We start from the raw sequence: 26,571 nt of genomic DNA, 5'->3' as shown, positions 1-26,571 counted from the left end.
CGGTCCAAGCTTTTTTGTGTTTTAGTTTTAATTAAAATTACTGCAAAACAGCCTGCTTTTTCTGCTTTCTGTTATATATGATTTTGGACAGGCTCACACTCGCCTCGTACAGGAGCAGGAGAGGCAATGTGACCAGCATATCTGAAATAAAGTCAGGCGGTGTGACTAATATGGCCACCACAATCAGCACGAAATAGGCATACTTCCTAACCTTCTGCAGCGAATAGGGATTGATTATGCCAAGGCTGGTCAAGAACATAATCACAACCGGAAGCTCGAACAGAAAGCCGAATGGCAGTGTTAAATGCAGCACAAATTGAAAGTACTTTTCTGTTGTAAAAAAGGCGGTGAACATCTCTCCGGATAAGGTCATTAAAAAATTCAGAACCAGCGGCAAAAGGATGAAATATCCGAATGCTATACCGGTAATGAACAGGAAAAATAACGCGGGAATATAGGATAAGGCCACCTTTTTCTCCATTCCGGTAAGCGCCGGACTGACAAACAGCCAGATTTGATGGGCAGCTACCGGGATGGCGGCTGCAATGGCTACAACAGACGCAAGCATAAAATAGACCCATAGAATTTCAGATGGACCGAGAACAGCTAATTTAAAGTCCAGATCCTTAACCAGCCACTGGTAAATGTCGCTGACGAAAATAAAAGATAGTGCCAAGAACGCTATAAAGACAGCAGCTATAATCATAAGCCTCTTCCGGAGCTCCTCAAAATGCTGGAGAACATTTACTGCTTCATTGTTCATATTAATCACCTCATTAGAAAAGCGCAAGCGCCTTGCCCACCCCCGACAAGCACAAGACGAGCCTCCTGGAAAGGCGTTCTTTGCCTTTTTGGGAGGATTGGCTTGTGACCTCGAGGGGGTAGGCGCTGGAGCTAGACACTTATCGACGTTCAAAAATTATATGCTTTCTTATCTTATATAAAAGGAAGGAAGATAACTCTCCCTTCCCTATTCATTCTTACAGCAATTCTTTTTTCTTATCTTCCGGCTGTTCGTCTGAAACAAGTTCGCGTGTGGATTTCTTGAATTCCTTTAGGGTGGTGCCGAATGCCCTGCCGATTTCAGGAAGCTTGGATGGGCCGAAAATAATCAGCGCAAGCACTAGAACAATAATCAATCCTGGTATCCCGATATTTGATAGCATAGTAACCTCCTAGTATTTGAAGCCTGTAATTGCCACAACTCCCGGACGCGGCATGGTGTCTCCCATGCGGTGCGGCCATTTGCTTGTCAGATTGTTCAGGTCTTCCGTCTCTTCTCCCGGATGCTGAATGGACAGGAACAGGGTTGTCTCGTTTGGTGTAAAAGAGGGTCCAGTCAGTTCTGCTTCAACGGGAGCTGAAGCAAACTGAAAGGCATCACCTGTATTTTTTCCGATCGTCGGGATGACAAACATGCCATTGTTGGCGAAATGTGTGTAGATTCCTGTATTCAGCTTGCTTGATGACATATCTGTTACAGTCCAGAGATTGCCAAGGCTATCAAAAGTCAGATTGTCAGGTGCACTGAAGCCGCTCTGTTTTCCGCCGGCTGCGAAGATTTCAAAATCAAAAGTAAGTGCCCCCAGGTCATCTCCTTCTTCGATAAATCTGGTAATGTGGCCGTGGAAGTTGCCATGTTTATCATTGTTGGTGTGGGCAATGAATACCGTATTATCGAACGGGCTGATTTCCACATCTTCCGGACGGTCAGTAGGCGTTCCGCCAACAAGCAGAGCTGCTTCATGGCAGTGGACAGCCACATCAGCCTGTGTTTGGAATTTCTTTAAAAGATCTGCATTCCCCTTGACGGCTTTCTGCACATTTTCGATCGTTAATGGCACCCATTTTCCGCTCCCCATATTAGCCGCATAAAGTGTCCCTTCTTCCAGAAGGTCTGCGTTGGCTTTCCCGCGGGACTTTACATATTTATTTTTGCTGATGAATTTATACACGCATGCATCTTTCTTATCATCGCCCATATAAACCACAACCCGATTGTCATTGGTCAGGCCGACTGCTGCATTTTCATGGTTGAAGCGACCAAGGGCGGTGTGCTTGCGCGGCTTGAAATTTGGATCAAACGGATCGATTTCCACGATCCAGCCATAATGCGTATCATTTAATCCTGCATCCTTTGATGTAGATTCAAAATTCTCCTCAGCTGATAAAACCGTGCCCCACAATGTCATGCCGCCGGAACAATTGGCAAAAGTCCCCTGTACATTCGTTGCACCGCCGACTGCTTTTGAACCTTTGGCAGGACCTGTCAGCTGAAACGGAGTCAAGCCTGTAATACGGCGCGCATATTTGGAATTCGTGTCCAATTTCCAGGTGCCCTCTTTATCACGGTATACTTCGATAATCGATCCGCCCTGGTTGTAAAGCATTTTTTGAATTTGCCCTGCGGAATACTTGCCATTTGCCGGCCTTGCACCATGAACAAATAGATCGCTTGAATATTCATGATTCACCCATAAAAGACCGCGCTTGTCCCCATCAATTGGAAAAAATAAGGTAAAGTCATTGTTAAAGCCGAATGTATCGCCCTTTTTATTAATGACATCTCCATAGGCTGCCACAACATCGTATTTGTAACCACGCGGCAAAACAAGGTCATCCTTATCTGTCGGATCAATCGGCTTAAAATTTAAACCAGAGATTTTTTTTTGGAATCCGAATAAATGGGAGGCTGCTTCAACGCCCTTAGCTTCTGCTTTTGGAATCATTGCCCCCAAACCTGTCGAAGCTACAGTTAAAGCTCCCACACCTGTACCTACATACGTTAAAAACTTGCGGCGATTCAATTCTGACATCCTTAGCACCTCTTCTTTTATATTGTTTGCAGCGTATTTATGTATCAAACCCAAGTACAATACTAAAAGATGAATATTAAGAGAATGCTAAGTAATTACATGAAAATTGTAAAAGTAGTATAAAGATTGTAAAAAAAATGCCCGGCATCAGCCGGACATCTCTTATCTTTCTATTAAGATACTTTTTCTTCCTGCGGCTTGTATTCCTCTTCCCAATACTCAGCATTTTTAATGCCAAGCTTCTTGGAATTGAATACTGGATCAAGACCTTGTTTCTTCTGGGCCTCATAATCTTTAAGTGCAATCAGAGCAGGTTTTCTTAGGATCACGATGGCAATTAAGTTCAGCCAAACCATTAGTCCCAAGCCAACATCTCCGAGTGCCCACGCCAGGCCTGCCGTTTTAACAGCACCATAGAATGTTGCAGCAAGCAAGACTATCTTCAGGATAAACATCGCCAGCTTGCTGTTCTTGCCGCTAATCAGGTAAGCTACGTTTGTTTCAGCCATATAGTAGTAGGCCATGATGGTTGTGAAAGCAAAGAAGAAAAGAGAAACAGCAACAAATCCGGCACCGAAGCCTGGAAGCACAGATTCAACAGCTGCCTGAGTATACCCAGGTCCAGCTTCCACTCCTGGAAGATTTTCTACAATTGGAGTCTTTCCATCAGCACCGACTGTATTGAACATTCCAGTAAATAGGATCATGAAAGCTGTAGCGGAACATACGAATAGCGTATCAATATATACTGAGAATGCCTGTACAAGACCTTGCTTGGCAGGGTGGGAAACCTCAGCAGCTGCAGCAGCATGCGGGCCAGTACCCTGACCAGCTTCGTTTGAATAAATTCCGCGTTTTACACCCCATGCGATTGCGCTTCCGATAATTCCCCCAAACATGGAGTCTGCACCAAAGGCACTGCTGAAAATTAACGAAATTACGCCAGGCAGCTCACCAATGTTCATGGCAATAATAATTAAAGCGACTAAAATATAACCCACTGCCATAAAAGGAACGGTATATTGAGCTACAGTTGCAATACGCTTAACACCGCCGAAAATAATCAGGGCAAGTAAACCGATAATGATAAGGCCTGTTACTGTTTTGTCTATGCCAAACGCATTTTCCATTCCAAGCGCAATTGAGTTTGACTGGATGCCAGGCATTAAAAGTGCCATAGCAAGCAAAGCAGAAATTGCGAAAAGGACGGCAAACCATTTAATTCCGATTCCCTTTTCAATATAATAGGCCGGACCGCCTCGGTATAGCCCGTCTTTTTTCACTTTGTAAATCTGAGCCAGCGTTGATTCAACGAACGCACTGCCTGCTCCGATAAAAGCAATGGCCCACATCCAGAATACAGCACCAGGTCCACCCATTGCGATGGCAGTGGCAGTACCTGCAATGTTACCAGTTCCTACACGGCCGGAAAGAGCAATAGATAAGGCCTGGAAAGACGAAACGCCCGCTGCGGAACTTTTCCCTTGAAACATGAGCAGTACCATATCCTTGATATGGCGGACCTGTAAAAATCGAGTTAAGACTGAGAAGAACAACCCTATTGCAAGACAGATGTAGATAACAGGTGTACTCCATAAAATACCGTTTAGCTGATTAATAAAAGCTTCCAAACAACTTCCCCCTTTTAGTATATATTCTGAATCTTTTTCCTATTAGGAATTATAGAATAAATACTGTTATAAGACAATGTTTTTTTAACGGACTGTGGTAATAATGTCATAGAATTTTCTGGATTCCTTGAGTAAAGCGGTTTTTATCATATTTGAGAGGATATATAAAAATTAGAGTGATAGCATAACCCTTCCTATTTTTTGTAATCTTCGTTATTATATATTTAGGGAAACGAAACGTTGACCGGAAAGAAGTGTTTCAAATATGGTAAAACAGACGAAAAGAAATTTAATGATTATGTGGTTTGCCAATTTTTTTGTGGCTGGCAGCATGACGATGGTCCTTCCCTTTATTTCGTTATATATAGAAAGCTTTGGCGACCAATCTCCAACCTATGTGCAGCATTGGTCAGGGTGGACGTTTGCGATCACATTTGTGACTGCGTTTCTTTTTTCACCTGTGTGGGGAAGAATCGGGGATCTTTTTGGGCGCAGGAAAATATTGATTCTGTCCGGAATCGGCATGGGCATATCCATATTTCTGATGGGGTACGTAACAAATGTCTGGCAGCTGTTTTTTCTCAGGCTGTTTACGGGGATTTTTACAGGCTTCATCGGAATGTCACAGGCGTTTATTTCCACGCAAACTCCGAAGGAAATTGCCGGCAGGGTGATGGGGACACTGCAGACCGGAAGCATCACAGGTTCATTGATGGGCCCTCTTCTCGGCGGAGTCCTTGCAGATTTATTCGGATTTTCAGATACCTTCAAATGGACCTCCATCGCCATCTTTGTTTCCGCTTTTCTTGTCTTTTTCACAAAAGAACACAGAATCCAAACTCAAAAGGGCGAGAAAACGCGGTATTCAAGCAAGGCGGTCATTCAGCATATTATCAGTAATCCCATCCTGCTGACAGTTATGCTGATATCAACGCTTGTTCAAATCGCCCACTTCAGCATCCAGCCTATCCTATCCCTATATGTCAGTGAATTGCACGGACCGGAAAATCTGGCGTTTTTTGCGGGGATTGCTTTTTCAGCTGCAGGGCTTGGCAACTTGCTGATGGCCAGGCAATGGGGGAAAATTGGGGATCAGTACGGCTATATTAAAACGTTGGTTGTTCTCCTCTTCCTCGCAGGCGTGTTTTATCTGCCGGGAGGATTTGTCTCAAACATGTGGCAGCTTGTTCTTGTCCGCTTTGCACTTGGTGTCACCATCGGGGGCATCATTCCTGTCCGGATCGCCTATATCCGCCAGGAAGCGCCGGTTGCTATGCAGGGTGAAGTGCTTGGGTACAACACAAGTCTTCGTTTTTTCGGGAATATAATCGGACCGGTCATCGGCGGTTTGATCTCCGGCTATTTGGGTTTTTCTGCCGTCTTCGTGGTCACAAGCCTCCTGCTTATCCTGAGCGGACTGATTCTTCTAGGTGCCATGAACCGCCATCCTAAGCTAGCGAAGGACTCTTATTAATAACTGTAAAAGCTGCCTAAAAAGGCAGCTTTTCCTTACTCTTTAAAATGGCATACGCCAAGCTTATTGCCGTCAGGATCTTCAAACTCAAACCACTTTACCGTTCCATCATCCTCGATTGGACCGGTTTTCACTTTATACCCTGCCAGATGCTGATGTGCTTCTTCAATATCGGAAACATAAAAGTTAAATGGCATATAAGAGGAGGGAATTACTTTTTCAGAACGGACAAGGGTTAAAGGCGTTTCCCCAACCTCCAGGGCTGCATACCCTCCCTGATCATCCTTCCATCTTACCGGGAAACCCAGCACTGTGCTGTACCATTCAATGGCTTTTCCAAAATCAGTTACCTGCAGAAAAACTGTATCAATTCTTGTAAACATTTCAGCCTCCATAAAAGGGATTGTATATGGACAATATTCAACACCTTCTTACAAAAACCTCCTGAGAAAATTAAAAAGCCAGCGAATTCCGCTGACTTTAATCCATTACTTTGCTGCATTGCTTGCGATATGGACAGCATCCCAGACACCCGCAAACGGCGGAGCATAACAAAGATCCACCATGCCAAGCTCTTCTGCTGCCATCTTATTGTGGATGGCAACGGCAAATACATCAATTCGAAGGACCACTCCTTTATTTCCGATGGCGTGGGCTCCGAGTATTCGGTTTGTTCCTTTCTCACATATCAGCTTGATCCAGATAGGAGTCTGATTCGGGTAGTAGTCCGGATGGTCGGCCGCTTTTACAAATTCAGTTGTGTAGCCAATATCAAGCTTTTTAGCATCCTCCTCGGAAAGCCCCGTTCTCCCAAGCTCCATATCAAAAATTTTAATCGCGGCACTCCCCAAAGTTCCCACATATTTTTCATGACTGCCGGCTATATTGGCCCCAGCCAGGCGGCCGCATTTATTCGCGTTTGTTCCCAGCGGAATATAATCATTTTCTTCAAGCACCTTGTGATAAACCTGAGCGCAATCCCCCGCAGCATAAACACCTTCAATATTTGTCCGCATTTCACGGTCGATGATGATGGCTCCATTTTCCGCCATCTCTATTCCCGATCCTTCCAGAAACTTCGTAGCAGGCTTTACACCAACAGCAACAAGCACTAAGTCTGCTTTATAAGTGCCTTTATCCGTTTTGACACTCTCCACTTTCCCATTGCCGCTGAAGCTCTCTACCTTTTCACCCAGATTCAGTTGTACGCCGTTATCACGGATTTCTTTTTCAGCGATATCGGTTATTTCCTTATCGAAAGGAGCTAAAATTCTCTCACCCATTTCAATAACCCGCACATTTTTGCCGAGGGTTTTCATCGCTTCAACCACTTCGATTCCAATATAGCCTCCGCCGACAATTACAACATCATTCACTTCTGGTTTGCGGGAAATTTCTTTTAGTACCATTCCATCTTCCATTGTTTTCAGCACCTGAACGTTCTCAAGATCGGCTCCAGGAAATGGGGGCATGGTAGGAAACGTGCCTGTTCCAATCATCAGCTTATCGTATGTATCTGTAAACGTTTTACCAGATGCAAGGTCTTTAACCGTTACTTCCCTTTTGTTTGTATCCACTTTTAAAACTTCATGCTGCAGATGTGTTTTAATGTTCCTCTCATCAAATTGCTCCTGTGTTCTTGCGATCATTTTACGGTAATCATCATTTTCGCCGGAAATATAATACGGAAGACCGCAGGCACCGTAGGATAAAAATTTGCCTTTTTCATAGACGGTAATTTCCGCTTTATCGTCCATTCTTCTTAATTTCGATGCGGCTGACATACTTGCAGCCACCCCGCCAATGACCAGCAGTTTCATCAGAATCTCTCCTCACGTTTCAATAAGGTATTCAAGATAGGTTTCGTTAAAAGGGGTAAATTATACAATGTTGCTATACCCTTATAGCTATCCCTTTTTGGCTATTTTAAAACGTTTTTTAGGACTTCTTCCGTTACTCTCCGAACAATATTTTCGATTATTTCTTCCGGCAGGCCGGAAGCTGTCCGGATTTCTTTATCACTTTTCGAAACCGGTATTCCACCCGTATGAATACCCATTTTTTCGCGGATTGTGATCAGCTCTGCAATTTGTTCTGTACTAAGTTCGTTTGACTTTTGAATGATGTGTTCAGAATACATCAGCATGAGTGCATAGTGTTCCAATGACTCCATCCGAAAAAAGGCCTCAGTTATGTTTCTTCCCCAGGTTAGTGCGCCATGATTCGCTAAAAGGACAGCATTGTAATCCCTGCAGTATGGAGCAATGGAATCCGGCACTTCCTGTGTTCCGGGGGTGGCATACGGGGCTACCGGAACTTTGCCAAGCAAGACTATCGCTTCCGGTGAAACGGGTTTTTCAAGGCTGATTCCGGCTATGGCAAATGAAGTTGCAACAGGCGGATGGGCATGGACAACAGCTTTTGCTTCAGTATTTTCCTGATACACTCTAAGGTGCATCTTTACTTCTGAAGAAGGCTTCAGCTCTCCTTCCAGGACATTACCTGAAAGGTCCATCTTAACCATCATATCCGGTGTCATAAACCCTTTGCTCACTCCGGTTGGTGATGTCCAAAGTTCACGGTCGTTCACTTTAATGGAAATGTTTCCGTCGTTTGCAGCAACGAAGTTTTTATTGTATATTCTTCTGCCGATTTCGCAGATGAATTCCTTTGCTTCCTGGTCATTAAGATATGTATTATGAACAGCCATGGCTGCCAGCTCCCTTCCTATTCACATCCACTCCCTATTGTATATTCAAAATAAATTTGTTTCAGCATTTTCTATTAGTTTTCTTGTTTCGCCAAAATTTGATCATTTCCGCGGAAATATTAAAAAAACCGCCTGATGAGAGATCAGACGGTTATCAGGGGTATGATTCTGTTCGTTTATTTTACACGTGGGTATCCGAAGCCTGACGCATAGTCATCACCAGTTGCTGCTCCGTATCCGCCTTTTATGTCATATTGCTTGGCACGATTTTGAAGCTCTGTGCGAAGCTGAGTGTGGCTCATGGATGGGCTGGAAGACCAAATCTTTGCGGCAAGGCCTGCTACGTGAGGTGTTGCCATGGATGTTCCGCTGATCGTGTTATAGCCTCCGTTATACCACGTAGACTCGATGCTTGCACCAGGTGCAGACACTTCCACGTCTTTTTCCTGAATGATATAGTCACCGTCCGTGTTAGGATTTCCGCGGGATGAGAAGTTGGCTACACGGTATGTACCGTTTTGCTGAACGTTTTCAAGAGCTGCAACCGCAATCGCATTCTTTAAAGCTCCAGGATAGCCGATTGTATTAGCGCTGTAGCCTGAGTTTCCTGCTGCAGCAACAACAAGGACACCTTTGCTGTATGCGTAATCAACCGCACTGCTGATGAGGGAATCCTTGCCGCTTGAACCAAGGGACATATTGATGACCACTTTAGAACCAGTACGGGATGCTTCATCCGCTACGTGGCGGATTGCTCCTGCAATATCATCCGAATATCCCGAACCATTATCTCCAAGGACTTTATATGCCCATAACTTCGCCTGTGGAGCAACTCCATAGATCCCCTGGCCATCATATCCTCCATGTGCTAAAACCGTCCCGGCTACATGTGTTCCATGGCCCTGGCGATCCGTACAAGAACCATTTACAAGCGGAGTGGATTGAGTGAAGTCTTTACATTGCTCCGCAGAGCCTTCCAGGTCAATATGACCGGTATAAACGCCTGTATCAAGAACTGCAACCTTAATGCCGCTTCCGCCTGACGTACTCGTAATGCTGCTGTTATTATAGATCGAAGCAATTCCCCATGGTGTTTGATCACTAGGATATCCTGCTGCCTGAATAGAAACTGAATCTTTCTTGGATGCCTCTGTTCTGGCAGTATCAAGAGTAACTTCGCTTACTTTTTCAATCTTTAAGTTCTTATTTTTCAGAAGTGCCTGATATTGCTTAGCATTAACCTCTGCAGTCATGCCATCGCTGCCAAAATCCCAACGCTTGTCCACCTGTGAATTCACACTGGCTTTAGCATTTGCCGGACCCTGGATCAATACCCGGTAGGTTTCATTTTGGGTCTCCGGTTCTTTAGCGAATGCCCCCGCTGTGAAAACTGATAAACCCATGGTCATACTTAGAAGTGCTGCTCCTAATGCCCTTTTTTTCTTCATCCTTTTTCTCCTCTCAAGTCTATATTTTTCTGTCGATTCCTGTTGTATTTCTAGTATATTTAAAATATTCAGACTCTAACAATATGCTAAAATGTTTAATTATCAGACTTTAGAATCAGGCATAGAAACATAGCTTCTAAAAAAGTAACAGGCATTTTGACTGATTTACAAAATTTTTCCACTATCCATATGTTGTTAAATTCATAATATTTCCAGCAATAAATAAATTACCCCAAAAAAATTAGTTCCTTCGATAGATACAAAGAGTAAAATTACACTCCGTTTTTATGGATGCCAGGGACATTTTCCTAGTTAAACGCTTTAAAGATATGAAGAATAAAAATCCTCCTAACCGCTTGGTCAGGAGGCTATTTCTTCTTATTTGAACATCTTTGGAAGGCTTTCTGTGTAAGGTGCATACGCGATGCCATTTTCCGTGATAATGCCTGTGATCAGTTCACTATCTGTTACATCGAAGGCGGGATTATAGGTTTTTACACCCTCTGGCGCCATCGGCTTTTCGTACCATTTAGAAGTAATCTCTTCTGAATTTCTTAATTCAATATGGATGTCGTCCCCTGTTTTGCATGCAAGATCAACTGTTGACAGCGGAGCACAAACATAGAAAGGTATATTATAATGTTTCGCGAGAATCGCAACGCCGGATGTTCCAATCTTATTGGCTGCATCACCATTGGCTGCAACACGGTCACAGCCGACAAGTACAGCTTGAATCTTTCCTTCTTTCATGACGATGCTGGCCATATTATCGCAGATCAGCGTGACATCCACACCTGCTTCTTCGAGCTCCCATGCGGTCAGGCGGGCCCCCTGCAGAAGCGGGCGGGTTTCATCGGCGTATACTTTAAAATCATATCCCTTTTCCTGCCCTAAATAAATCGGAGCAAGGGCTGTCCCATATTTAGCGGTCGCAATTGTTCCTGCATTACAGTGTGTCAGAATGCCCCATCCAGGCTCAAGTACAGAAAGCGCGTACTGTCCGATCGATTCGCAAACTTTTTCATCCTCAGCACGAATTTTTTCTGCTTCCGCTTTCAGGGCCTGCTTTATTTCCGCTGCAGCTTTACCTTTTTCCTTCTGGAAACGGGCTTCCATGCGGTCGAGCGCCCAAAACAGATTGACAGCAGTTGGCCGTGATGACGCCAGGTATTCTTTCGCTTTTTTAAAATCCAGATAAAGTTCTTCATAGCTATCTGCGGCTGATTGCTTTGTGCCCAAATAAACACCGTAAGCCGCGGCTATTCCAATGGCAGGTGCACCTCGGACCTTTAAATGATAGATTGCATCCCAAATATCCTTTAATTCTTTCAAATGCAAAAAGTTCTTTTCATTCGGCAGAACTGTTTGATCTAATAGAATGAGTGTATTGATTTCATCGTCCAATCTCACAGACTGGATCACATCCACTGGTTTCCCCATCATGCTGCCTCCTCTAGAATCTTTTTTCACAGTCTTTTAAAGTGCGCACAAAATCCGCTCCTGTTTTAAAAGATTCCCTATCCATAATAAACATTTTTCCGGCTGCCAGACAAATCATTTCTGCTGCAGCTCTGCTGGTGTTATCTTCAATGGATGTGACATCCTTTACAGAAGCCAGCCCGATAATTCTCCTGCACAATTCAAGTCCTGTGACTGCTGCTGTGTCACGCAGAATTGTATCAAGATAGTATTCCTTAAAGCCTTCATAGCTGGCTGTTTGTTCAGTTGCTTTCTCATCCCAGGCCTGCAGGAATTTCGTTTGGAACAAGTCGATAATATCTTCTATTGTGTTTTCAAGATAACCAAGCTGATCGGTTCTTGCTTCATCTTCAGTGATGGTATATTTCGCATTCACATAGGCGAAAATCAGGTTGGCAATCACGTTTCCGATATCGTATCCGGCCGGGCCATAAAAGGCGAACTCAGGATCAATAATTTTAGTAGAATCTTCTTTTACAAAAATTGAACCTGTGTGCAGATCGCCATGCAGCAGGGACTGGGCATTGGTCATAAACTCAAATTTAAGCTTTGCCGTTTCAAGCTGAAGCTTTAGATCCTCCCAAATTTCCTTTTTGGCAAATTCCCTGGTGCCTTCAAACACTTCATTTCTCACACAATCGTAAAACGGTTCTGTGAAGACGAGGTCCTCTGAAATTTCGCATAGTTCCGGGTTGATAAACTTTTTGACGAGCTCTTTCTTTTCCTTATGCCCCATTACGACATCTGAAGTAAGCAATAAGGTATTTACCAGAAAAGTCGAGATATGGTCAGCAAACAGCGGGAATTTTTCATGCTGCATTAAGGCTGTTCTCATAATAGTGTAATCTGACAGATCCTCCATTGCGGTACAATTCATTACTGGATCGTAGTTAAACACTTGTGGCACGAAGCCAGAAGCGAGCTTGTTTTGCAGATCAAGAATTTCATATTCAATACGGTTGCGGTCAGGAGACAGCTTAAATTCATCTGATATCCTGGCAACCGGTCCGGCCTGCTTGATAATCAGCGACTTCTTGTGTTTATGGTCAGTCAGCCTGAAAACATAGTTCAAATTGCCATCGCCAATTTCCCTGCAGTCCAATTCAGCATCTGGAGCAAAATAATTCAGCCTTGTCCTGGCATATTCAATGGCTTCCTGTTCAGTCATTGTAAAATAAGCGGATGTAAAAACAGTCATGCAAAAAGCCTCCCATACGAATCTTTTTAATAGTATCTATAATTTTGTTAATTTAATATATTGGAAAATATCTAAATACTATCATGTGACTTGGGGTTCGACAATTGTTTTTTAAATATTCCACTTTCTAATTTTTATAAAAAAAAGCCGCTTTATGAGCAGCTCCATTCATTACCATTATTTAATGCTTCTAATCGCCTGCAGGACGTTCGTGTATACTTCAAGGGATGACAAGTCAATGCCAAGGACAACAGCATTTTTTGCTAAATCCGGTCTCACACCTGTTGCAATGGTCTTAACACCTATTAGCTGGAGAATATTCCGGATATCAAAAATATGATTGGCAATTTCAACATCTATATTCACCGTGCCGGAAAAATCGATAATTAGGGTTTCAATTCCCAGCTGACTGACCCGAGGGACTGTCTTCTCAATGATGATTTGAGCTCTGTCATAGTCTATGCTGCCGATCAATGGAAGGATTGCAATGCTGTCCTGAATCGGTACAATGGCTGCAGAAAGCTCATTTACCTGAGATTGCGTCTCTCTCAGTTGTTCCTCGGAGTGCCGTTCAAAGGCAAATACGGTCTCATTGATGCTGATATCCAGCATAAAGTTCACTTTTTTAACTATAGAAATAATCTCATCAGCCGTTAATTCAAACTTCTCGCCAATATTCTTTAATCTATCAGTAAAAACGAGGCGGGTGTCCGGATACCGGATGACGATATCAGAAATTTTCCCTCCCTCGGAGGCAGCCCGTTCGCCATTTCCTTTGCTCCATTCAACCAGCCCTTCAGGAACCATGTCATTGCTGCTTGCAATCATGGTTCCCAGGAACTTCATAAACTCCAAATACATCGAAACGGCAGCCTCAAATTCCGGTTTGGGGATTTCGAAACCAAATCGCTTTACGATTTCTTTAACCAGTTCTCTAGATAAAACCTCTGCATTTTGAGTAAGATACGCTGAAACTTTATGAATAGGCTCCATTTATGTATATATCTCCCCTCTTATGTCTTTCTTCGATTATATCGTACTATAACTTCAAAATGACAGAATGGGAAATAAATAGGAGGTTTTCCCTAAGAGGGAAAGTCAGTAGCTATAGTTTTTAAAACCACTCCTCATAATCCTCTTCCCTTATATCACTGATCAGAAGTGATTCAAACCTTTTGTAAAGCTCCTGGATGCCGGGATCGTTGTTAATCAGCGGCAGCTTGCTTTGATAGTCCTCTTCCGACTTAAAAAAACTGATTTCTGTCCACTTTGTCTCATCTTTTTTATTTTTTAACATTTTAGTCTGAGCCTCGATGTAATTCCGGTAGATTTTACCAGCTTTCCGCTGGACCAGCATCAATTCCTGTTCGTTTTCCGGGCGGATATGATATTGATAGATTTTAATGTACATGGCAGCTCCTTTGGTTACTCGCGTTATGGGCGGAATTTGGGATGTTATGAGCAATTTTTGTATTTATGGGCGAAATTCCTATTTTATGAGCGATTTTTTTGTGTTTATGAGCGAAATTCCCATTTTATGAGCGATTTTTTGTGTTTATGAGCGAAATTCCCATTTTATGAGCGAGGTTTTTGTGTTTATGAGCGAAATCTCATTTTATAAGCGAATCCAGTTTTTGAGTGACATTCAGATAAAAAGATTCTCAGCCGGCATCAGTTATTCAATCTCCCAGCTTTTTATAGAAGCCCAATGATTCTATTAAAAACTCCCGATTATACCCTGTCTTTTGATGAATACGGTCTGCCCATTCTTCAATAGATTCAGCAGGAACATCATGGTACAGGCCTTCTGTGGTACTGAGGAAGCTTTTCCAATTGTAAAATTCCCAGTGAGCGGTTTCGCTTTTATAGAGAAGCCGCTGCTCCAGTAAAGCTTTTGGATAAATAGAGTTTTGCGATCGTTCTGCTGCTTCCAAAAAGGAATTCAGTTCAACCGGATCCGTATCATAACTCTGCTGCGATATTTTTCCGTTGGGGCGGTGATAGATAATTTCCAGCTGCCCGCTTTCAGATGAAACCTGGACATCTGCTGCCGGGAAAAATCCGCTTATTTTTTCAGGAGTAAAATCCCGGGCCTTTGAATCAATTAATATGGGCTGCAGCCATTGGTCGCCCAGATCACATAGAAAGCGGCGGCCTTCTTCATCCACCGCCACCACTGCTGCATGTGCAGAAGGTGTTTTCAAATCGTGGCCAACAGGATAGGCCTGAATTCCTGCCTCCTTAAATTCATGGAGAAGCCAAATCGCGAGGTCAAAACAGTTTCCGGCAATGCCATATTGGGCACGGTGCTCCTTCATTAAAGAAACATCTCTCTGCTTTTTCGTTCCTGCTTTATCGTAGTACCATGCTTTTGTCAGTGTTTCCATCGGAAAACGATCAAAGATTTTCCAGACTGACAATATCGAATGGGGTGCGTTCAACCTCATCATCCTCTCCTATATGTACCTTTTACTATTCTTTTTCCCATGCAAAATTCCTCTTCCTTTTGTTTAGAAGGCAAATTATGATAGAGTATTTTCAGGAGAAAACATATAGAGGAGGCTTCATATGACCAAGTACAGAGGATACATAGGCACATACACAAAGGGTGAAAGTGAAGGGATATATTCATTTGTTCTGGATACAGAAGCAGGCAAAATTTCCGATGTAAGGACTGCAGCACAATTGGATAATCCCACCTACCTGACAATCAGCCGGGATAATCAATTTTTATACTCGGTAGCCAAGGAAGGCGTATCCGGCGGAGTGGCTGCGTATCGTCTTGAAAGCAGCAGCGGTTCACTTGAGAAAATCAACAGCCAGGTTTCTGCCGGATCCCCTCCATGCCATGTCAGTGTGGATTCTTCCGTGCGCAATGTTTTCAGTGCTAACTACCATAAAGGGACAGTCGAGTCTTACTTAACAAATGAGGACGGCTCATTAAATCCTGCTGTTTCGGTTATGGAGCATAGCGGATCAGGTCCTGACAGCAGGCAGGAAAAACCGCATACTCACTATGCCGGGCTGACTCCGGACGAAAAATACTTAGCTGCAGTTGACCTGGGAACAGACCAGGTGATTACGTATGAAGTGAATGAAGGAATCCTGAAGGAAAAAGGTATCCTGTCTGTAAAGCCGGGCAGCGGTCCCCGACACCTTGTGTTCCATCCAAAAGGCAAGTATGCCTATGTGATGACCGAGTTTAGCTCTGAAGTTCTTTTGCTTCAGTATCATGGAGATGGAAGCTTCGTACAAAAGCAGGCTATAACCACGCTTCCGGAAGGCTTTACGGAAAATAACCAGGGAAGCGCCATTCATATCTCTTCCGACGGCCGCTTCGTTTATGCCGGCAACCGCGGGCATGACAGCATTGCTGTTTTCTCCGTCAATCAGGATAATGGAGAGCTTGCATTTGTGGAGCATACCTCCACAGAAGGAAACTGGCCGCGTGATTTTGTACTCGATCCATCTGAAAAATTTTTGATCGGCTCGAACCAGAATTCAAGCAATATTGTTTTGTTCTCGAGAAATGAAAATACAGGGAAGCTTACATTGCTTCAGTCTGATGTGAAAGTACCGGATCCGGTTTGTGTGAAGTTTTTACATGTATAAGAAAAGGGTGAGATACTGCTTTTTGCAGCATCTCACCCCTTTTTTTATTCGCTGATTTTGAAAGCAATTTTCCCCCATTGCTCCGCGTTTGCGATTTTTTCAAAAGCCTGTTCATATTGTTCCAGGTGAAATGCCTGATCCAAAACCGGCCTAATTTGATGTTTTTCAATAAAATGGAGCATTTCATGGTATTCCTCTGCACTTCCCATTGTTGAACCAAGCATGTTTTGCTGAGCGTAAAAAAGGCTGCGGAGATTGAGTTCCAGCACATCCCCTGTAGAGGAGCCAAATGTTACGATGGTACCGCCACCCCGAAGGATTTCCAGAGATTTATTAAATGTAGCCGGGCCAACAGATTCAATGACAAGATCCACCTTTTCCCCGCCAAGGGCTTCCGTCCACTCTTCACTGCTGTTTAAGGCTTTATCTGCACCAATTTCTAAAGCTCTTCGGCATTTTTCCTCTGAACGTGAAGCCACATACACAGATGCCCCTGCCGCTTTTGCGAATTGCATTAAGAAGGTTGCCACACCCCCTCCAATTCCGGGAATGAACACCTTCATGCCTGCCTGAAGCTTTCCTCTAGTGAATAATGCTCTGTAGGCGGTTAGTGCTGCCAGGGAAAGGACACCCGCTTCCTCCCAGGTTAAATACCCTGGCTTGGGTGCAGCGTTTTCAGCCGGAATTATGATGTATTCCGCAAATGTCCCATGAAACGGCAAGCCGACGATTTCAAAGCCGGCTGGGGGTGCCTCGCTTTTTTCCTTCCAGCCGAGTCCGGGATTGATGATAACTTCATCGCCTGACTTCATGTCTGCAACGCCATCTCCGACTGCGTCGATAATTCCCGCTCCGTCTGAACCGATGACAAGCGCAGGATCTTCCGGCTTGTGGCGGTTCAGGACAAATAAATCCCGATGGTTCAGCCCTGCCGTCTTTAATTTCACCCTGACTTCGCCGGCACCCGGCTCAGGCTTTTCAATTTCACCATAAGATAACCCGGCAAGACCGGCTTTACCTTCATGAATGACCGCTTTCATTTTCTCCACCCGCTTTTCTTTAAAAATTTCGTCTATTCTATCATATCTTGAAAAGGATTGGGGAAAAAAGCGATTTGCCTAGTTCAGCCTCAGTTTCACAAACTTTCTTTTTCCTGCCTGAAGAACTAATCCGTCTGTAATTTTCACGAGCAGCTTTGCATCGCTGACTTTTTCTCCGTTTAAACGGATGCCGCCTCCTGCAATCATTTTTCTTGCTTCTGTTTTGGATGAAAGCAGGCCAAGGCCGGCAATCAGGTCGGTAATGAACATTTCACCCTCACCCCTCCATTCGGTTTCCGGGATCTCATCCGGCATGGCTCCTTTTTGGAAAATGGTTTGGAAATGCTGTTCGGCTTTCTCGGCTTCAGCTGCACCATGGTACATGCGGACAATTGTTCTTCCCAAGAGCATTTTGGCGTCACGCGGATGAAGAGTTCCGTTTTCCAGTTCTTCCGCGATTTGCTGTTTTTCGGTCACCGGCAAATCTGTTGCGAGATTGAAGTATTTTACAATCAGCTCATCCGGAATGGACATCGTTTTGCCATACATATTATTAGGATCCTCATCGACACCGATGTAATTGTTTTTCGATTTGGACATTTTCTCTTTGCCATCCAGGCCCTCAAGGAGCGGCATCAGGATGACAACCTGCTTTTCTTTTTGAAAATGCTCCTGCAGATGGCGTCCCATCAGGACATTGAAATGCTGGTCATTTCCGCCAAGCTCGATATCACTTTCGAGAACAACCGAGTCGTGGCCCTGCATCAGCGGGTAGAAAAACTCATGAAGCGAGATCGGCTTACCTGTGGCCAGGCGCTCTGAAAAGTCATTTCGTTCGAGCAGGCGGGCAACCGTTATGCTTGCAGACAGGCGGATAACGTCTTCAAGCTGGAGGTCAGAAAGCCATGCTGAGTTGTAGTGAAGGTCGACTTTATCCATGTCCAGCACTTTGCTGAATTGCTCGAAGTAGGTTTTGGCATTATGCTTCACTTCTTCATCTGTGAGCTGATTTCGGGCTGCAGATTTCCCTGTCGGGTCTCCAATTTTCCCTGTAAAATCGCCAATGATCAGCTGAATGACGTGGCCGTTGTCCTGGAACTGCTTTAATTTATTCAGCACGACCGTATGGCCGATATGGACATCCGGAGCAGAGGGATCAAGACCCAGCTTAATTTTTAAAGGCTGATTTTGAAAAATGGATTTGGCTATTTTATTCTTCAATTCGGCTTTTGGCAGAATCTCCTGGGCACCATTGCAGTAAATCTCAAGCTGCCTCTCTGTTTCAAGCTTTTGTTGGGCTGTTAATTTTTCGAAAAAATTATCCATGATTTCCATCCTTTCTGTTTATGGAATACAAAAAACCACGCCCCTAAAGAAAGGGACGTGGTTAACGCGGTACCACCCTTATTGAAGATTGCTCTTCCACTCAGCGGATTAACGGTCCGAGCCGTTCCCTGCTACTTCTGTTCACAGAGAAAGTTCAAGAAGGTAATTCACTGCTATCTATGTGCTGATTTTCACCGGGCATCAGCTCTCTAAAACAGGGAGAAAACAGCTACTGATTTCTGTCATTACTTTAAAATTTGAAATTTTTATTATTCTAGCGAATTGCTTTGGAATGTTCAAGTGTTTTTTTAATAAATCTTAAAAGTAAATAAACCAGGAACATTCAATGCCCCTGGTTCATGATTATTTCGTTAAGATAATGGGTCCTTCTTTTGTGACAACAACGGTATGTTCACATTGGGCGACATGGCTTTTATTAGGTGTGACAAACGTCCAGCCGTCGCTCATTTCTCTTACTTCTTCATCTCCGCTTGAGATAAACGGTTCGAAGGCTACAACCATTCCTTCTCTTAGCAGCTGCTTATCCCATGGATCAAAATAGTTCAGGATATGGTCCGGCTTCTCATGAAGGGAGCGGCCTACACCGTGGCCGGTCAGATTCATGATTACATTGAATCCATTGTTTTTTGCGACTTTATGAACCGTTTTACCAACGAGGCTCAGCTTGCCGCCCGGCTTTAATTTTTTCAGGCCTTCGTCAAAAGCTTCCTGTGCCGCATCACATAACTTTTGCAGCTTCTCGTCTTTACCAACGACAAATGATAGGCCTGTGTCTGCGAAATAGCCATCCTTTGATCCGGAAACATCAATGTTTACAAGATCGCCTTCTTTTATTATGCGGCTTCCGGGAATGCCATGGGCCACTTCTTCGTTCACGCTTATGCAAGTAAAGCCTGGAAAGTCGTATTCTCCTTTAGGGCCTGAAATAGCTCCGTGTTTTTCAAACAGTTCTCCGGCTAAATCATCAAGCTCTTTGGTTGTTACGCCTGGCTTGGTTTTTTCAATCATCGCATCGCGAATCTCCGCGACAATTTTACCGATTTTCTTCAGTTTTGCTAATTCTTCTTCATTTTTTACAATCATACAAAATCCTGCCTTTTCTTTTGTTGTTATTTCTCTATTATAATCTAAATGCAGCGCGCTTAATAAGATTTCGGCTTTTCTCTTGATAAAAGTCTAATAATTAGCAGGAGAGTGATAAAGCCAGTTAAGGAAAACAGTAAGATTTCAAGCAGATAGCCTTCACTTTCATTTTTTTTAACAGGGCTTGGTATTCTTGCTTCTTCATTTATTATTTTTCCGTAATAGTCCTCATGCCCAGATACAATTCTGTCATCCTGCACTTGAACCATTCCATTGGGGCCAGCAACGGGAACAAGAAAGCGTGTTTCCTTTGTTTTTTCCAAAAATAACAGAAACTTGCCGCCATCCTGCTGAAATTCCTCAGCCCATCCATCATCGAATATTTCAATGCCTGCCGTGATGTTATCTGCCGCTTCTCCTTTATAAACCTTTTCAACATGAAACTGGCTTCCATAAAAATTATTCTTGCCTGATTTTGGTTTACTTTTAAAATTATATGTTCCCAGCACAATGACTTGTGACCGGGATTCGACCTCTTCCGGATTTAGTTCCACCCATTTTGTTGCCAGTATTGGCGAACCGCCTGGCAGCATAAGCAATATCAGTATTAAAAACACCTTTTTCATTGGTTTCTTCCTTGAATTTCTTCAATCCCTGGCCATAATAATTTCCAGTTCTTTTTTTCAATTCGCTCCAGGTAAACTCCAAATAACTTGCTATCTTCAGCAAACATAGGTGTTGGCTTTATTTTAAGGGCAAGCAAGTCCTCGATCCCCCATGGAGCAGTTAATATAATATTGTTTTTGTCATCAAGCTTTAATCCAAGGGCAGTCGCCGTTTCAGGAAATTTTGAGATCGCATCCACTGATGATATATATGGGGAAAGGTCATTAATGAGATGCATTCTTGCCTCATTTTTCACTGACCATGGCACTTTGGGCAGAAGGTATTTAAGCTTAGACTCCAGTTCTTTTTCCGTTTCTTCGCTAAGGTCACACTTGTTATAATAAACGACATCCACATCTGGCAAGTGAGTTCTTTTACTGAATCCATGAAGAGTATCCCAGACATTTGCCCTCACAAAGCCGGCACAGACCCACCAGTCAGGGAGGTCTAGAGACTTTGCAGCTGTTAGGATGGCCATCATCCATTTGTCCTGCTTTACCATCTTCACTATATCTTCTTCAGTCTTAATCAGCATGTTCCCTCTCCATCTCCCGAATTGAATGCAGTACGCGCCTGTAATAGTAATCCTCATGCGGAACAAAGTCCTCTTTGCGCACTGTAATGGCAGAGGTGATTCTTTCGTCTCTTTCAACCTGAAACCCTTCTGCCTTAATATGTTCTCTTGCTTCAAACCAAAGCTCATAGAAGTCCTCCAGAGCAATCCGGTAGATTCCTGTTACCTCTTCCAGCTGCGGGTTGAACTCCTCCAGTGCATGGACGCTGTCATAAAGAAATACATGCGCCAGTTCTTTGTCGATAAAATTTTCTTTCTCTGCAATATATTCAATGACACCCAGCGGCACCAAGTCCGCAAAATCAACATGAATCCCCAGTTCTTCCTCCACTTCCCTCATGCCGTCCATGACAGATTCATGACTCATAAGGTGGCCTGCAGCGGTTATGTCCAGAAGTCCGGGGTAATCCTTTTTGTCAATGCTGCGGTATTGAAAATAAATATATTCCTGATCATGCTCCCTGCTAACAAACCAGCAATGGAAAGTTTCATGCCAGTGGCCTTTTTGATGGACCTCTTCACGAGAAGCTACACCGATTTGTTTTCGGTTATCATCAAAAATATTGAGAATTTCTGTGTCCAATTAATTGGCCTCCTCTTTTTAGATAAACTATATTGAAGGGATACCCGGCTTCCAGTTTCCCCTGTTACTGCTTTCCTGATTGATTATGATAATTACGCTGCACCATTCCCGAAGATTTGATCATTCCGAACTTTTCATAAAACGGCTGTAATTCAGGGTCGCACATAATATCGATCATGTAAATGCCGTCCAGCTCTTCAAGCATTCGGGTGACCAGCTTTTGGCCGATTCCCTGCTGCTGGTATTCAGGCAGTACTTCAAGCAGGGGAATGTAGGCAGATAGCACTCCATCGCTGATTGCTGTGATGAATCCGGCCACTGCATGTTTATCGCGGTCAACAGCAAGCACAATCTTCGTGCTGTTTTTTAAAAGCTTCAGATGTTTTTCAGGGCTCGGCGGATTTGGCCACCCGTCAAAAAAACCGTCCAGCATATCTGGTGATATTCCTTCTATATCCACTTTATATTCGATCATTTTGTCAGCTCCATTATTATCGGAAAGAAGCAGTCAAAAAGCCTGCTAACAAGATATTTTCGACAATTATTTATAAAAAGCCTGCGATTTTTTTGAAAAATTCAAACAGGCCATTTTTCATTTACACTTTAATCTATTAGAATGATGATAATAGACTTGGTTAAAGGGGCATAAGGGATGCTTGAACTGCTGATTACAATGCTGGAGCGGCTTGGAATCATTGTTACGATTGCGCTGGTTCTGACAAGGTTCCGCTTTTTCAGAGAGATGATTTATGGTGAAAGATTAAAACGGCAGCAAGAGTATAAAGCCATTCTTTTTTTTGGTTTCTTTGGCATCATTGGAACTTATTCCGGGCTAGCATTTAATACAGACACACTCCAGTTTAACCGCTGGGCATCCGAGCTTGCTTCTGATGAAGCCATTGCCAATTCCAGGGTGATCGGGGTCGTGCTCGCCGGATTGCTTGGCGGCCCTAAAGTAGGAATTGGCGCAGGAATTATAGCAGGATTCCACCGGTTTACGCTTGGAGGCTTTACCGGAATTGCCTGCGGGCTGGCGTCCATAGTGGCAGGGCTGCTTGCCGGCTTTTTCCGCCGAAAGAACGAACATGTGAAGCTATCATCGGCCTTCTTCATTGGTGCTGCGGCTGAAGCCGTGCAAATGCTGATTATCCTTGGAATATCACGGCCCATGGAAAAGGCAGTCGCACTTGTCGAAATGATTGGAATTCCTATGATAATAGCAAATGGGCTTGGCAGTGCCTTATTCCTGCTGATTATAAAAAATGTTATTAACGAAGAAGAAAAAGCAGGTGCTTTTCACGCACAGAAAACGCTTCGGATTGCAGACCAGACCCTTGCTCACCTTCGGGAAGGCATCAATCATAAGTCCGCTCTGGCAGTCTGCCTGATTTTACATAAGGAACTTCAGATGAAAGCAGTTGCAATCACCAATCACACTGAAATTCTTGCCCATGTCGGCTTTGGAAATGACCACCACCGTTCCGGAAGCCCCATTCAGACCCGGATCACACGGGATGTCATTCAGCACGGAGAAATTGCGGCTGCCAATGACCAGTCCATTCACTGCCGGCAGGAAAACTGCCCACTTGGTGCAGCCATTGTCGCTCCTTTAAAGCTGCGCGGCGAAACGATCGGAACGCTGAAGTTTTACTTCACTTCGGAAAAAGAAATGACAACTCTCGTGATGGAGCTGATTTCGGGACTCAGTGTACTGCTCAGCAATCAGCTTGAGATCGCTGAAGCTGACAAATCGTTCCAGCTGGCAAAAGAAGCTGAAATTAAAGCGCTGCAGGCGCAAATATCACCGCATTTTTTATTTAATTCATTAAATACGATCATTTCCCTTGTGCGGATTGAGCCTGCCCAGGCACGGAAATTGCTTGTATCACTCTCCCATTTTTTGAGGCAGAACCTGACGGCCACAACTGTCAGCTGTACAACCCTTGAACAGGAGCTTAGACATGTAAAGGCCTATCTATCAATTGAGGAAACCCGGTTTGTGGATCGGCTCCAAGTTATATATGACATTGAAGAAGATGCCCTTTTGGAGAGAATCCCGCCGCTCACTCTGCAGCCGATTGTGGAGAATGCAGTAAAACATGGGATTCAGAACAAGGAACAAGACTGTATCATTATGATTAAAATTCAGAAACAGGACGGAATGACTATAGTAAAAGTGAAGGACAATGGACAGGGCATGAGCAAGGAGAGAGCTGAACAGATTGGGAAGGAAACCCTGCAGTCAAAAACGGGATCAGGACTTGCATTGTACAATGTAAACCGCCGGCTGACCATGATGTTTGGCGAGGAAGCTTCGCTGCAAATTGCAAGCACGCCAGGCATAGGCACTGACATTCAATTCGCCATTCCGAAAACGGAGGAAGAAAGCTGATGGAAAAAACGATCCGAGCCTTAATCGCAGATGATGAACGCTACAGCAGAGATGAATTAAAGCATTTACTGGAGGAATTTCCTGCAATTCAGGTTATCGGCGAGGCTGAATCAGGCGAAACAGCGGTGATGAAAGCCATCCAGCTTCAGCCGGATGTTGTTTTCCTTGATGTCGAGATGCCTAAAATGAACGGAATGGAAGCGGCCAAGTCCCTGCACGAGCTGAAAAAAGTACCGCTTATCATCTTTGCAACGGCCTACCCGCAGTTTGCTGCTGAAGCCTTCCGCTATGAAGCAACCGATTACTTACTGAAGCCCTACGACGAGGAACAGCTCGAGCAGACCATCAGGCGTGTGGAAAAATTGATTGGCGCCAAAAAAGAAAATGACATCGGCAAGCCGGCCGGCAAACTGGCTGTTGAAGAAGATGGGGAAATTTTATACCTGGAGCCAAAAGAAATCCTCTATATCGGCCGGGATGAAAAAGTATCCCGGATTATCACCAGGACCGGAGAGCATGAAACCAAAACCCCCCTGAAGGATTTGGAGAGCAGGCTTTTACCCTTCTCTTTTTTCAGGATTCACAAGAGTTACCTGGTGAATCTGGATTATGTAACTCGATTGACCCCCTGGTTTAACGGTGCCTATCAGCTTGAGATGGAAGGCCGGGAAGAACTCTTGTCTGTGAGCAGGAACTATGTGAAAGCACTGCGGGTGCGATTGGAATTGTGAAAAAGCATCGGGACGGTGCTTTTTTGTTTTTTTGCTGCTTGGGGATGCGAGTGCACTTTGAATTAGGTTTGTACTGATCTCGAGGTTAATTGCGCTTGATCTAAAATATGCACCCTACCCTTTTTCCAATCATAATATAATGAATTTTCAAACACACTTACGTTTTTCCATGCATCTTAATCCCCCTTCATTGCCTTTTAATCTTCATTTTTTACATGTTGGACACAAATTGTTCAAATTTTCTCCTTCTTTTATATAATTAATGTAAACGCATTCATAAAGGGGGATAAATATGATTACTTTTTTAGTCTGTATTGCACTTTTAATTGTAGGTTATTTTACGTACGGCAAGTTTGTTGAAAAAGTTTTCGGTGTGAAGGAGGCACGTACAACACCTGCCTATACACATGCTGACGGTGTGGATTACATCGCCATGAGTACGCCAAAAAACTCGTTAATCCAGCTGTTGAACATTGCTGGCACCGGCCCGATTTTCGGTCCGATCATGGGAGCTCTTTACGGGCCTGCAGCTTTTATCTGGATCGTGGTCGGCTGTATTTTTGCCGGTGCTGTTCATGACTATTTAACAGGAATGATTTCTATCCGCAACCGCGGCGCACATTTGCCCGAGCTTGCGAGCAAGTTCCTCGGGAAAGTCATGAAGCATGTTGTGAACGCTTTCGCTGTACTGCTTCTGTTATTGGTTGGTACGGTGTTTGTTACGACTCCGGCTGATCTGCTTTATGTGGTGATGGATCAGAAGGTATCTGTAACCCTCATCATTGCTGCAATTTTCATTTATTACATTTTGGCGACTTTACTGCCTGTTGATAAAATTATTGGCCGCTTATACCCATACTTTGGAGCATTGCTTTTAATCAGTGCACTTGGTGTTGGTATCGGTTTAGTTGCGACCGGCGCTAATATTCCCGAAATTTCACTGCAGAATTTCCACCCGGCTAATGCACCTATTTTTCCATTGCTGTTTTTCACGATTACTTGCGGTGCTCTTTCCGGCTTCCATGCAACACAGACACCGATTATCTCCCGTACAACTCAGAATGAGAACCAGGGACGCAAAATTTTCTATGGCATGATGATTGCAGAAGGAATTATCGCGATGATCTGGGCGGCTGCTGCAATGAGCTTGTTTGATGGCTATAACGGATTAAGTGATTTCCTTGCAAACGGAGGTCCTGGAGCAGTCGTCAGTGAAGCTTCCACTATGATGCTTGGTGCGATCGGCGGAACACTTGCTGTCCTTGGAGTTGTTGTCCTTCCAATCACTTCAGGAGATACGGCTTTCCGAAGTGCACGGATGATTATTGCTGATTATATTAATTTTGCTCAGAAGAAATTCTCAAGCCGTTTGTGGATCGCCATTCCTTTGTTCGCGGTTTCACTGGCACTAACGCAAATCGACTTTAACATTTTATGGAGATACTTCAGCTGGGCTAACCAATCAACAGCAGTTATCGCACTGTTTGTCGGTGCCATGTACTTGTATATCGCAAAGAAAAATTACTGGATTTCGCTTATTCCTGGCACATTCATGCTGCTGATGGTCTTAACGTATATCTTAAACGCACCAATCGGTTTCGGATTATCCTGGAGTACTGCCTGGATTGGCGGTGCAATCGGCACAGTTGCTCTTGTAGCCCTGTTCTTCTCCGCGGCTAAAAAAGCTCGGGCGAATAATCTGCCGCTTGAAGAGGATATTTCCGGCTGGAAAAGATCTGCTTAATGGGCTGCTGCAATCCCAAATACCGGGAAACGGTAAATGAGGA

The 26,571-nt window shown here is 44.0% G+C and carries 25 protein-coding genes and 1 other annotated feature; of the genes, 5 read left to right on the top strand and 20 right to left on the bottom strand.

Going from position 1 to position 26,571, the window contains the following annotated elements; all coding sequences use genetic code 11:
• Positions 1-37 precede the first annotated feature (37 nt).
• The 4 genes from tatC to NAF01_RS04830 all read right to left on the bottom strand — a co-directional run bounded on the left by tatC (position 38) and on the right by NAF01_RS04830 (position 4,447).
• Positions 38-763, bottom strand: a complete 726-nt coding sequence (gene tatC / locus NAF01_RS04845) for a twin-arginine translocase subunit TatC (protein ID WP_250801906.1) — start codon at positions 761-763, stop codon at positions 38-40.
• A gap of 217 nt (positions 764-980) precedes the next feature.
• Positions 981-1,166 (bottom strand): twin-arginine translocase TatA/TatE family subunit, encoded by a 186-nt coding sequence (locus NAF01_RS04840; RefSeq protein WP_035326193.1) that lies wholly within the window; start codon positions 1,164-1,166, stop codon positions 981-983.
• Positions 1,167-1,175: 9 nt separating this feature from the next.
• Positions 1,176-2,816 (bottom strand): PhoX family protein, encoded by a 1,641-nt coding sequence (locus tag NAF01_RS04835; RefSeq protein WP_250801905.1) that lies wholly within the window; start codon positions 2,814-2,816, stop codon positions 1,176-1,178.
• 173 nt (positions 2,817-2,989) lie between these two features.
• Positions 2,990-4,447, bottom strand: coding sequence for an alanine/glycine:cation symporter family protein (locus tag NAF01_RS04830; protein ID WP_048010588.1), 1,458 nt, complete (start codon positions 4,445-4,447; stop codon positions 2,990-2,992).
• Between the two features lie 265 nt (positions 4,448-4,712).
• On the opposite strand from NAF01_RS04830, the gene NAF01_RS04825 reads away from it, so the two are divergent.
• Entirely contained in the window at positions 4,713-5,921 is a 1,209-nt protein-coding gene (locus tag NAF01_RS04825; protein ID WP_163140076.1) for an MFS transporter, read from the top strand.
• 35 nt (positions 5,922-5,956) lie between these two features.
• Here the strand turns inward: NAF01_RS04825 and NAF01_RS04820 are convergent, their stop codons facing one another.
• The 9 genes from NAF01_RS04820 to NAF01_RS04780 all read right to left on the bottom strand — a co-directional run bounded on the left by NAF01_RS04820 (position 5,957) and on the right by NAF01_RS04780 (position 15,203).
• A complete protein-coding gene (locus tag NAF01_RS04820) occupies positions 5,957-6,304 on the bottom strand; it encodes a VOC family protein (protein WP_241746591.1) in 348 nt (115 codons plus the stop codon).
• A gap of 105 nt (positions 6,305-6,409) precedes the next feature.
• Complete coding sequence (locus NAF01_RS04815; protein WP_163140072.1) at positions 6,410-7,741, bottom strand: CoA-disulfide reductase; 1,332 nt, start codon at positions 7,739-7,741, stop codon at positions 6,410-6,412.
• Positions 7,742-7,842: 101 nt separating this feature from the next.
• Positions 7,843-8,631, bottom strand: a complete 789-nt coding sequence (locus tag NAF01_RS04810) for a class II aldolase/adducin family protein (RefSeq protein ID WP_048010584.1) — start codon at positions 8,629-8,631, stop codon at positions 7,843-7,845.
• 176 nt (positions 8,632-8,807) lie between these two features.
• The gene (locus tag NAF01_RS04805; protein ID WP_197247294.1) at positions 8,808-10,079 is read right to left on the bottom strand and encodes a S8 family peptidase; all 1,272 of its coding nucleotides are present in this window, start codon (positions 10,077-10,079) and stop codon (positions 8,808-8,810) included.
• 378 nt (positions 10,080-10,457) lie between these two features.
• A complete protein-coding gene (gene mtnA, locus NAF01_RS04800; protein WP_197214498.1) occupies positions 10,458-11,519 on the bottom strand; it encodes an S-methyl-5-thioribose-1-phosphate isomerase in 1,062 nt (353 codons plus the stop codon).
• A gap of 13 nt (positions 11,520-11,532) precedes the next feature.
• Complete coding sequence (gene mtnK / locus NAF01_RS04795) at positions 11,533-12,756, bottom strand: S-methyl-5-thioribose kinase (protein WP_163140065.1); 1,224 nt, start codon at positions 12,754-12,756, stop codon at positions 11,533-11,535.
• Between the two features lie 177 nt (positions 12,757-12,933).
• Positions 12,934-13,749: an STAS domain-containing protein gene (locus NAF01_RS04790; protein WP_250801904.1), complete on the bottom strand. Its 816-nt coding sequence runs from the start codon at positions 13,747-13,749 to the stop codon at positions 12,934-12,936.
• Positions 13,750-13,870: 121 nt separating this feature from the next.
• On the bottom strand, positions 13,871-14,167 hold the full coding sequence (locus tag NAF01_RS04785; protein WP_048010579.1) for a hypothetical protein: 297 nt from the start codon (positions 14,165-14,167) through the stop codon (positions 13,871-13,873).
• 268 nt (positions 14,168-14,435) lie between these two features.
• On the bottom strand, positions 14,436-15,203 hold the full coding sequence (locus NAF01_RS04780) for a hypothetical protein (RefSeq protein WP_222498467.1): 768 nt from the start codon (positions 15,201-15,203) through the stop codon (positions 14,436-14,438).
• Between the two features lie 121 nt (positions 15,204-15,324).
• On the opposite strand from NAF01_RS04780, the gene NAF01_RS04775 reads away from it, so the two are divergent.
• Positions 15,325-16,368, top strand: coding sequence for a lactonase family protein (locus NAF01_RS04775; RefSeq protein WP_250801903.1), 1,044 nt, complete (start codon positions 15,325-15,327; stop codon positions 16,366-16,368).
• 44 nt (positions 16,369-16,412) lie between these two features.
• Here NAF01_RS04775 and NAF01_RS04770 read toward each other — a convergent pair whose 3' ends face one another.
• From NAF01_RS04770 to NAF01_RS04740, 7 genes are all read right to left on the bottom strand, one after another.
• Positions 16,413-17,408 (bottom strand): zinc-binding dehydrogenase, encoded by a 996-nt coding sequence (locus NAF01_RS04770; RefSeq protein ID WP_048010576.1) that lies wholly within the window; start codon positions 17,406-17,408, stop codon positions 16,413-16,415.
• A gap of 78 nt (positions 17,409-17,486) precedes the next feature.
• Entirely contained in the window at positions 17,487-18,734 is a 1,248-nt protein-coding gene (gene tyrS / locus NAF01_RS04765) for a tyrosine--tRNA ligase (RefSeq protein WP_250801902.1), read from the bottom strand.
• 48 nt (positions 18,735-18,782) lie between these two features.
• Positions 18,783-18,989, bottom strand: a binding site (T-box leader).
• Between the two features lie 108 nt (positions 18,990-19,097).
• Positions 19,098-19,838 (bottom strand): type I methionyl aminopeptidase, encoded by a 741-nt coding sequence (gene map / locus NAF01_RS04760; protein WP_250801901.1) that lies wholly within the window; start codon positions 19,836-19,838, stop codon positions 19,098-19,100.
• A gap of 59 nt (positions 19,839-19,897) precedes the next feature.
• Complete coding sequence (locus NAF01_RS04755) at positions 19,898-20,464, bottom strand: hypothetical protein (protein WP_250801900.1); 567 nt, start codon at positions 20,462-20,464, stop codon at positions 19,898-19,900.
• Positions 20,461-21,039 (bottom strand): nucleotidyltransferase family protein, encoded by a 579-nt coding sequence (locus NAF01_RS04750; RefSeq protein ID WP_226619464.1) that lies wholly within the window; start codon positions 21,037-21,039, stop codon positions 20,461-20,463. The genes NAF01_RS04755 and NAF01_RS04750 overlap by 4 nt, the downstream gene beginning before the upstream one ends.
• A complete protein-coding gene (locus NAF01_RS04745; RefSeq protein WP_226619465.1) occupies positions 21,029-21,661 on the bottom strand; it encodes an NUDIX hydrolase in 633 nt (210 codons plus the stop codon). The genes NAF01_RS04750 and NAF01_RS04745 overlap by 11 nt, the downstream gene beginning before the upstream one ends.
• A 64-nt stretch (positions 21,662-21,725) precedes the next feature.
• Positions 21,726-22,136 (bottom strand): GNAT family N-acetyltransferase, encoded by a 411-nt coding sequence (locus NAF01_RS04740; protein ID WP_222498452.1) that lies wholly within the window; start codon positions 22,134-22,136, stop codon positions 21,726-21,728.
• 177 nt (positions 22,137-22,313) lie between these two features.
• On the opposite strand from NAF01_RS04740, the gene NAF01_RS04735 reads away from it, so the two are divergent.
• From NAF01_RS04735 to NAF01_RS04725, 3 genes are all read left to right on the top strand, one after another.
• Positions 22,314-24,053 (top strand): sensor histidine kinase, encoded by a 1,740-nt coding sequence (locus NAF01_RS04735; RefSeq protein WP_197247269.1) that lies wholly within the window; start codon positions 22,314-22,316, stop codon positions 24,051-24,053.
• Positions 24,053-24,784, top strand: a complete 732-nt coding sequence (locus tag NAF01_RS04730) for a LytR/AlgR family response regulator transcription factor (protein ID WP_197214332.1) — start codon at positions 24,053-24,055, stop codon at positions 24,782-24,784. The genes NAF01_RS04735 and NAF01_RS04730 overlap by 1 nt, the downstream gene beginning before the upstream one ends.
• Before the next feature lie 292 nt (positions 24,785-25,076).
• On the top strand, positions 25,077-26,528 hold the full coding sequence (locus NAF01_RS04725; RefSeq protein WP_048010567.1) for a carbon starvation CstA family protein: 1,452 nt from the start codon (positions 25,077-25,079) through the stop codon (positions 26,526-26,528).
• Positions 26,529-26,571: the final 43 nt, after the last annotated feature.

The organism is Cytobacillus firmus (genome assembly GCF_023657595.1).
Classification (GTDB): domain Bacteria; phylum Bacillota; class Bacilli; order Bacillales; family Cytobacillaceae; genus Cytobacillus; species Cytobacillus firmus_B.
The sequence above is the reverse complement of the archived record's forward strand: the minus strand, read 5'-3'. Positions and strand labels throughout refer to the sequence as shown.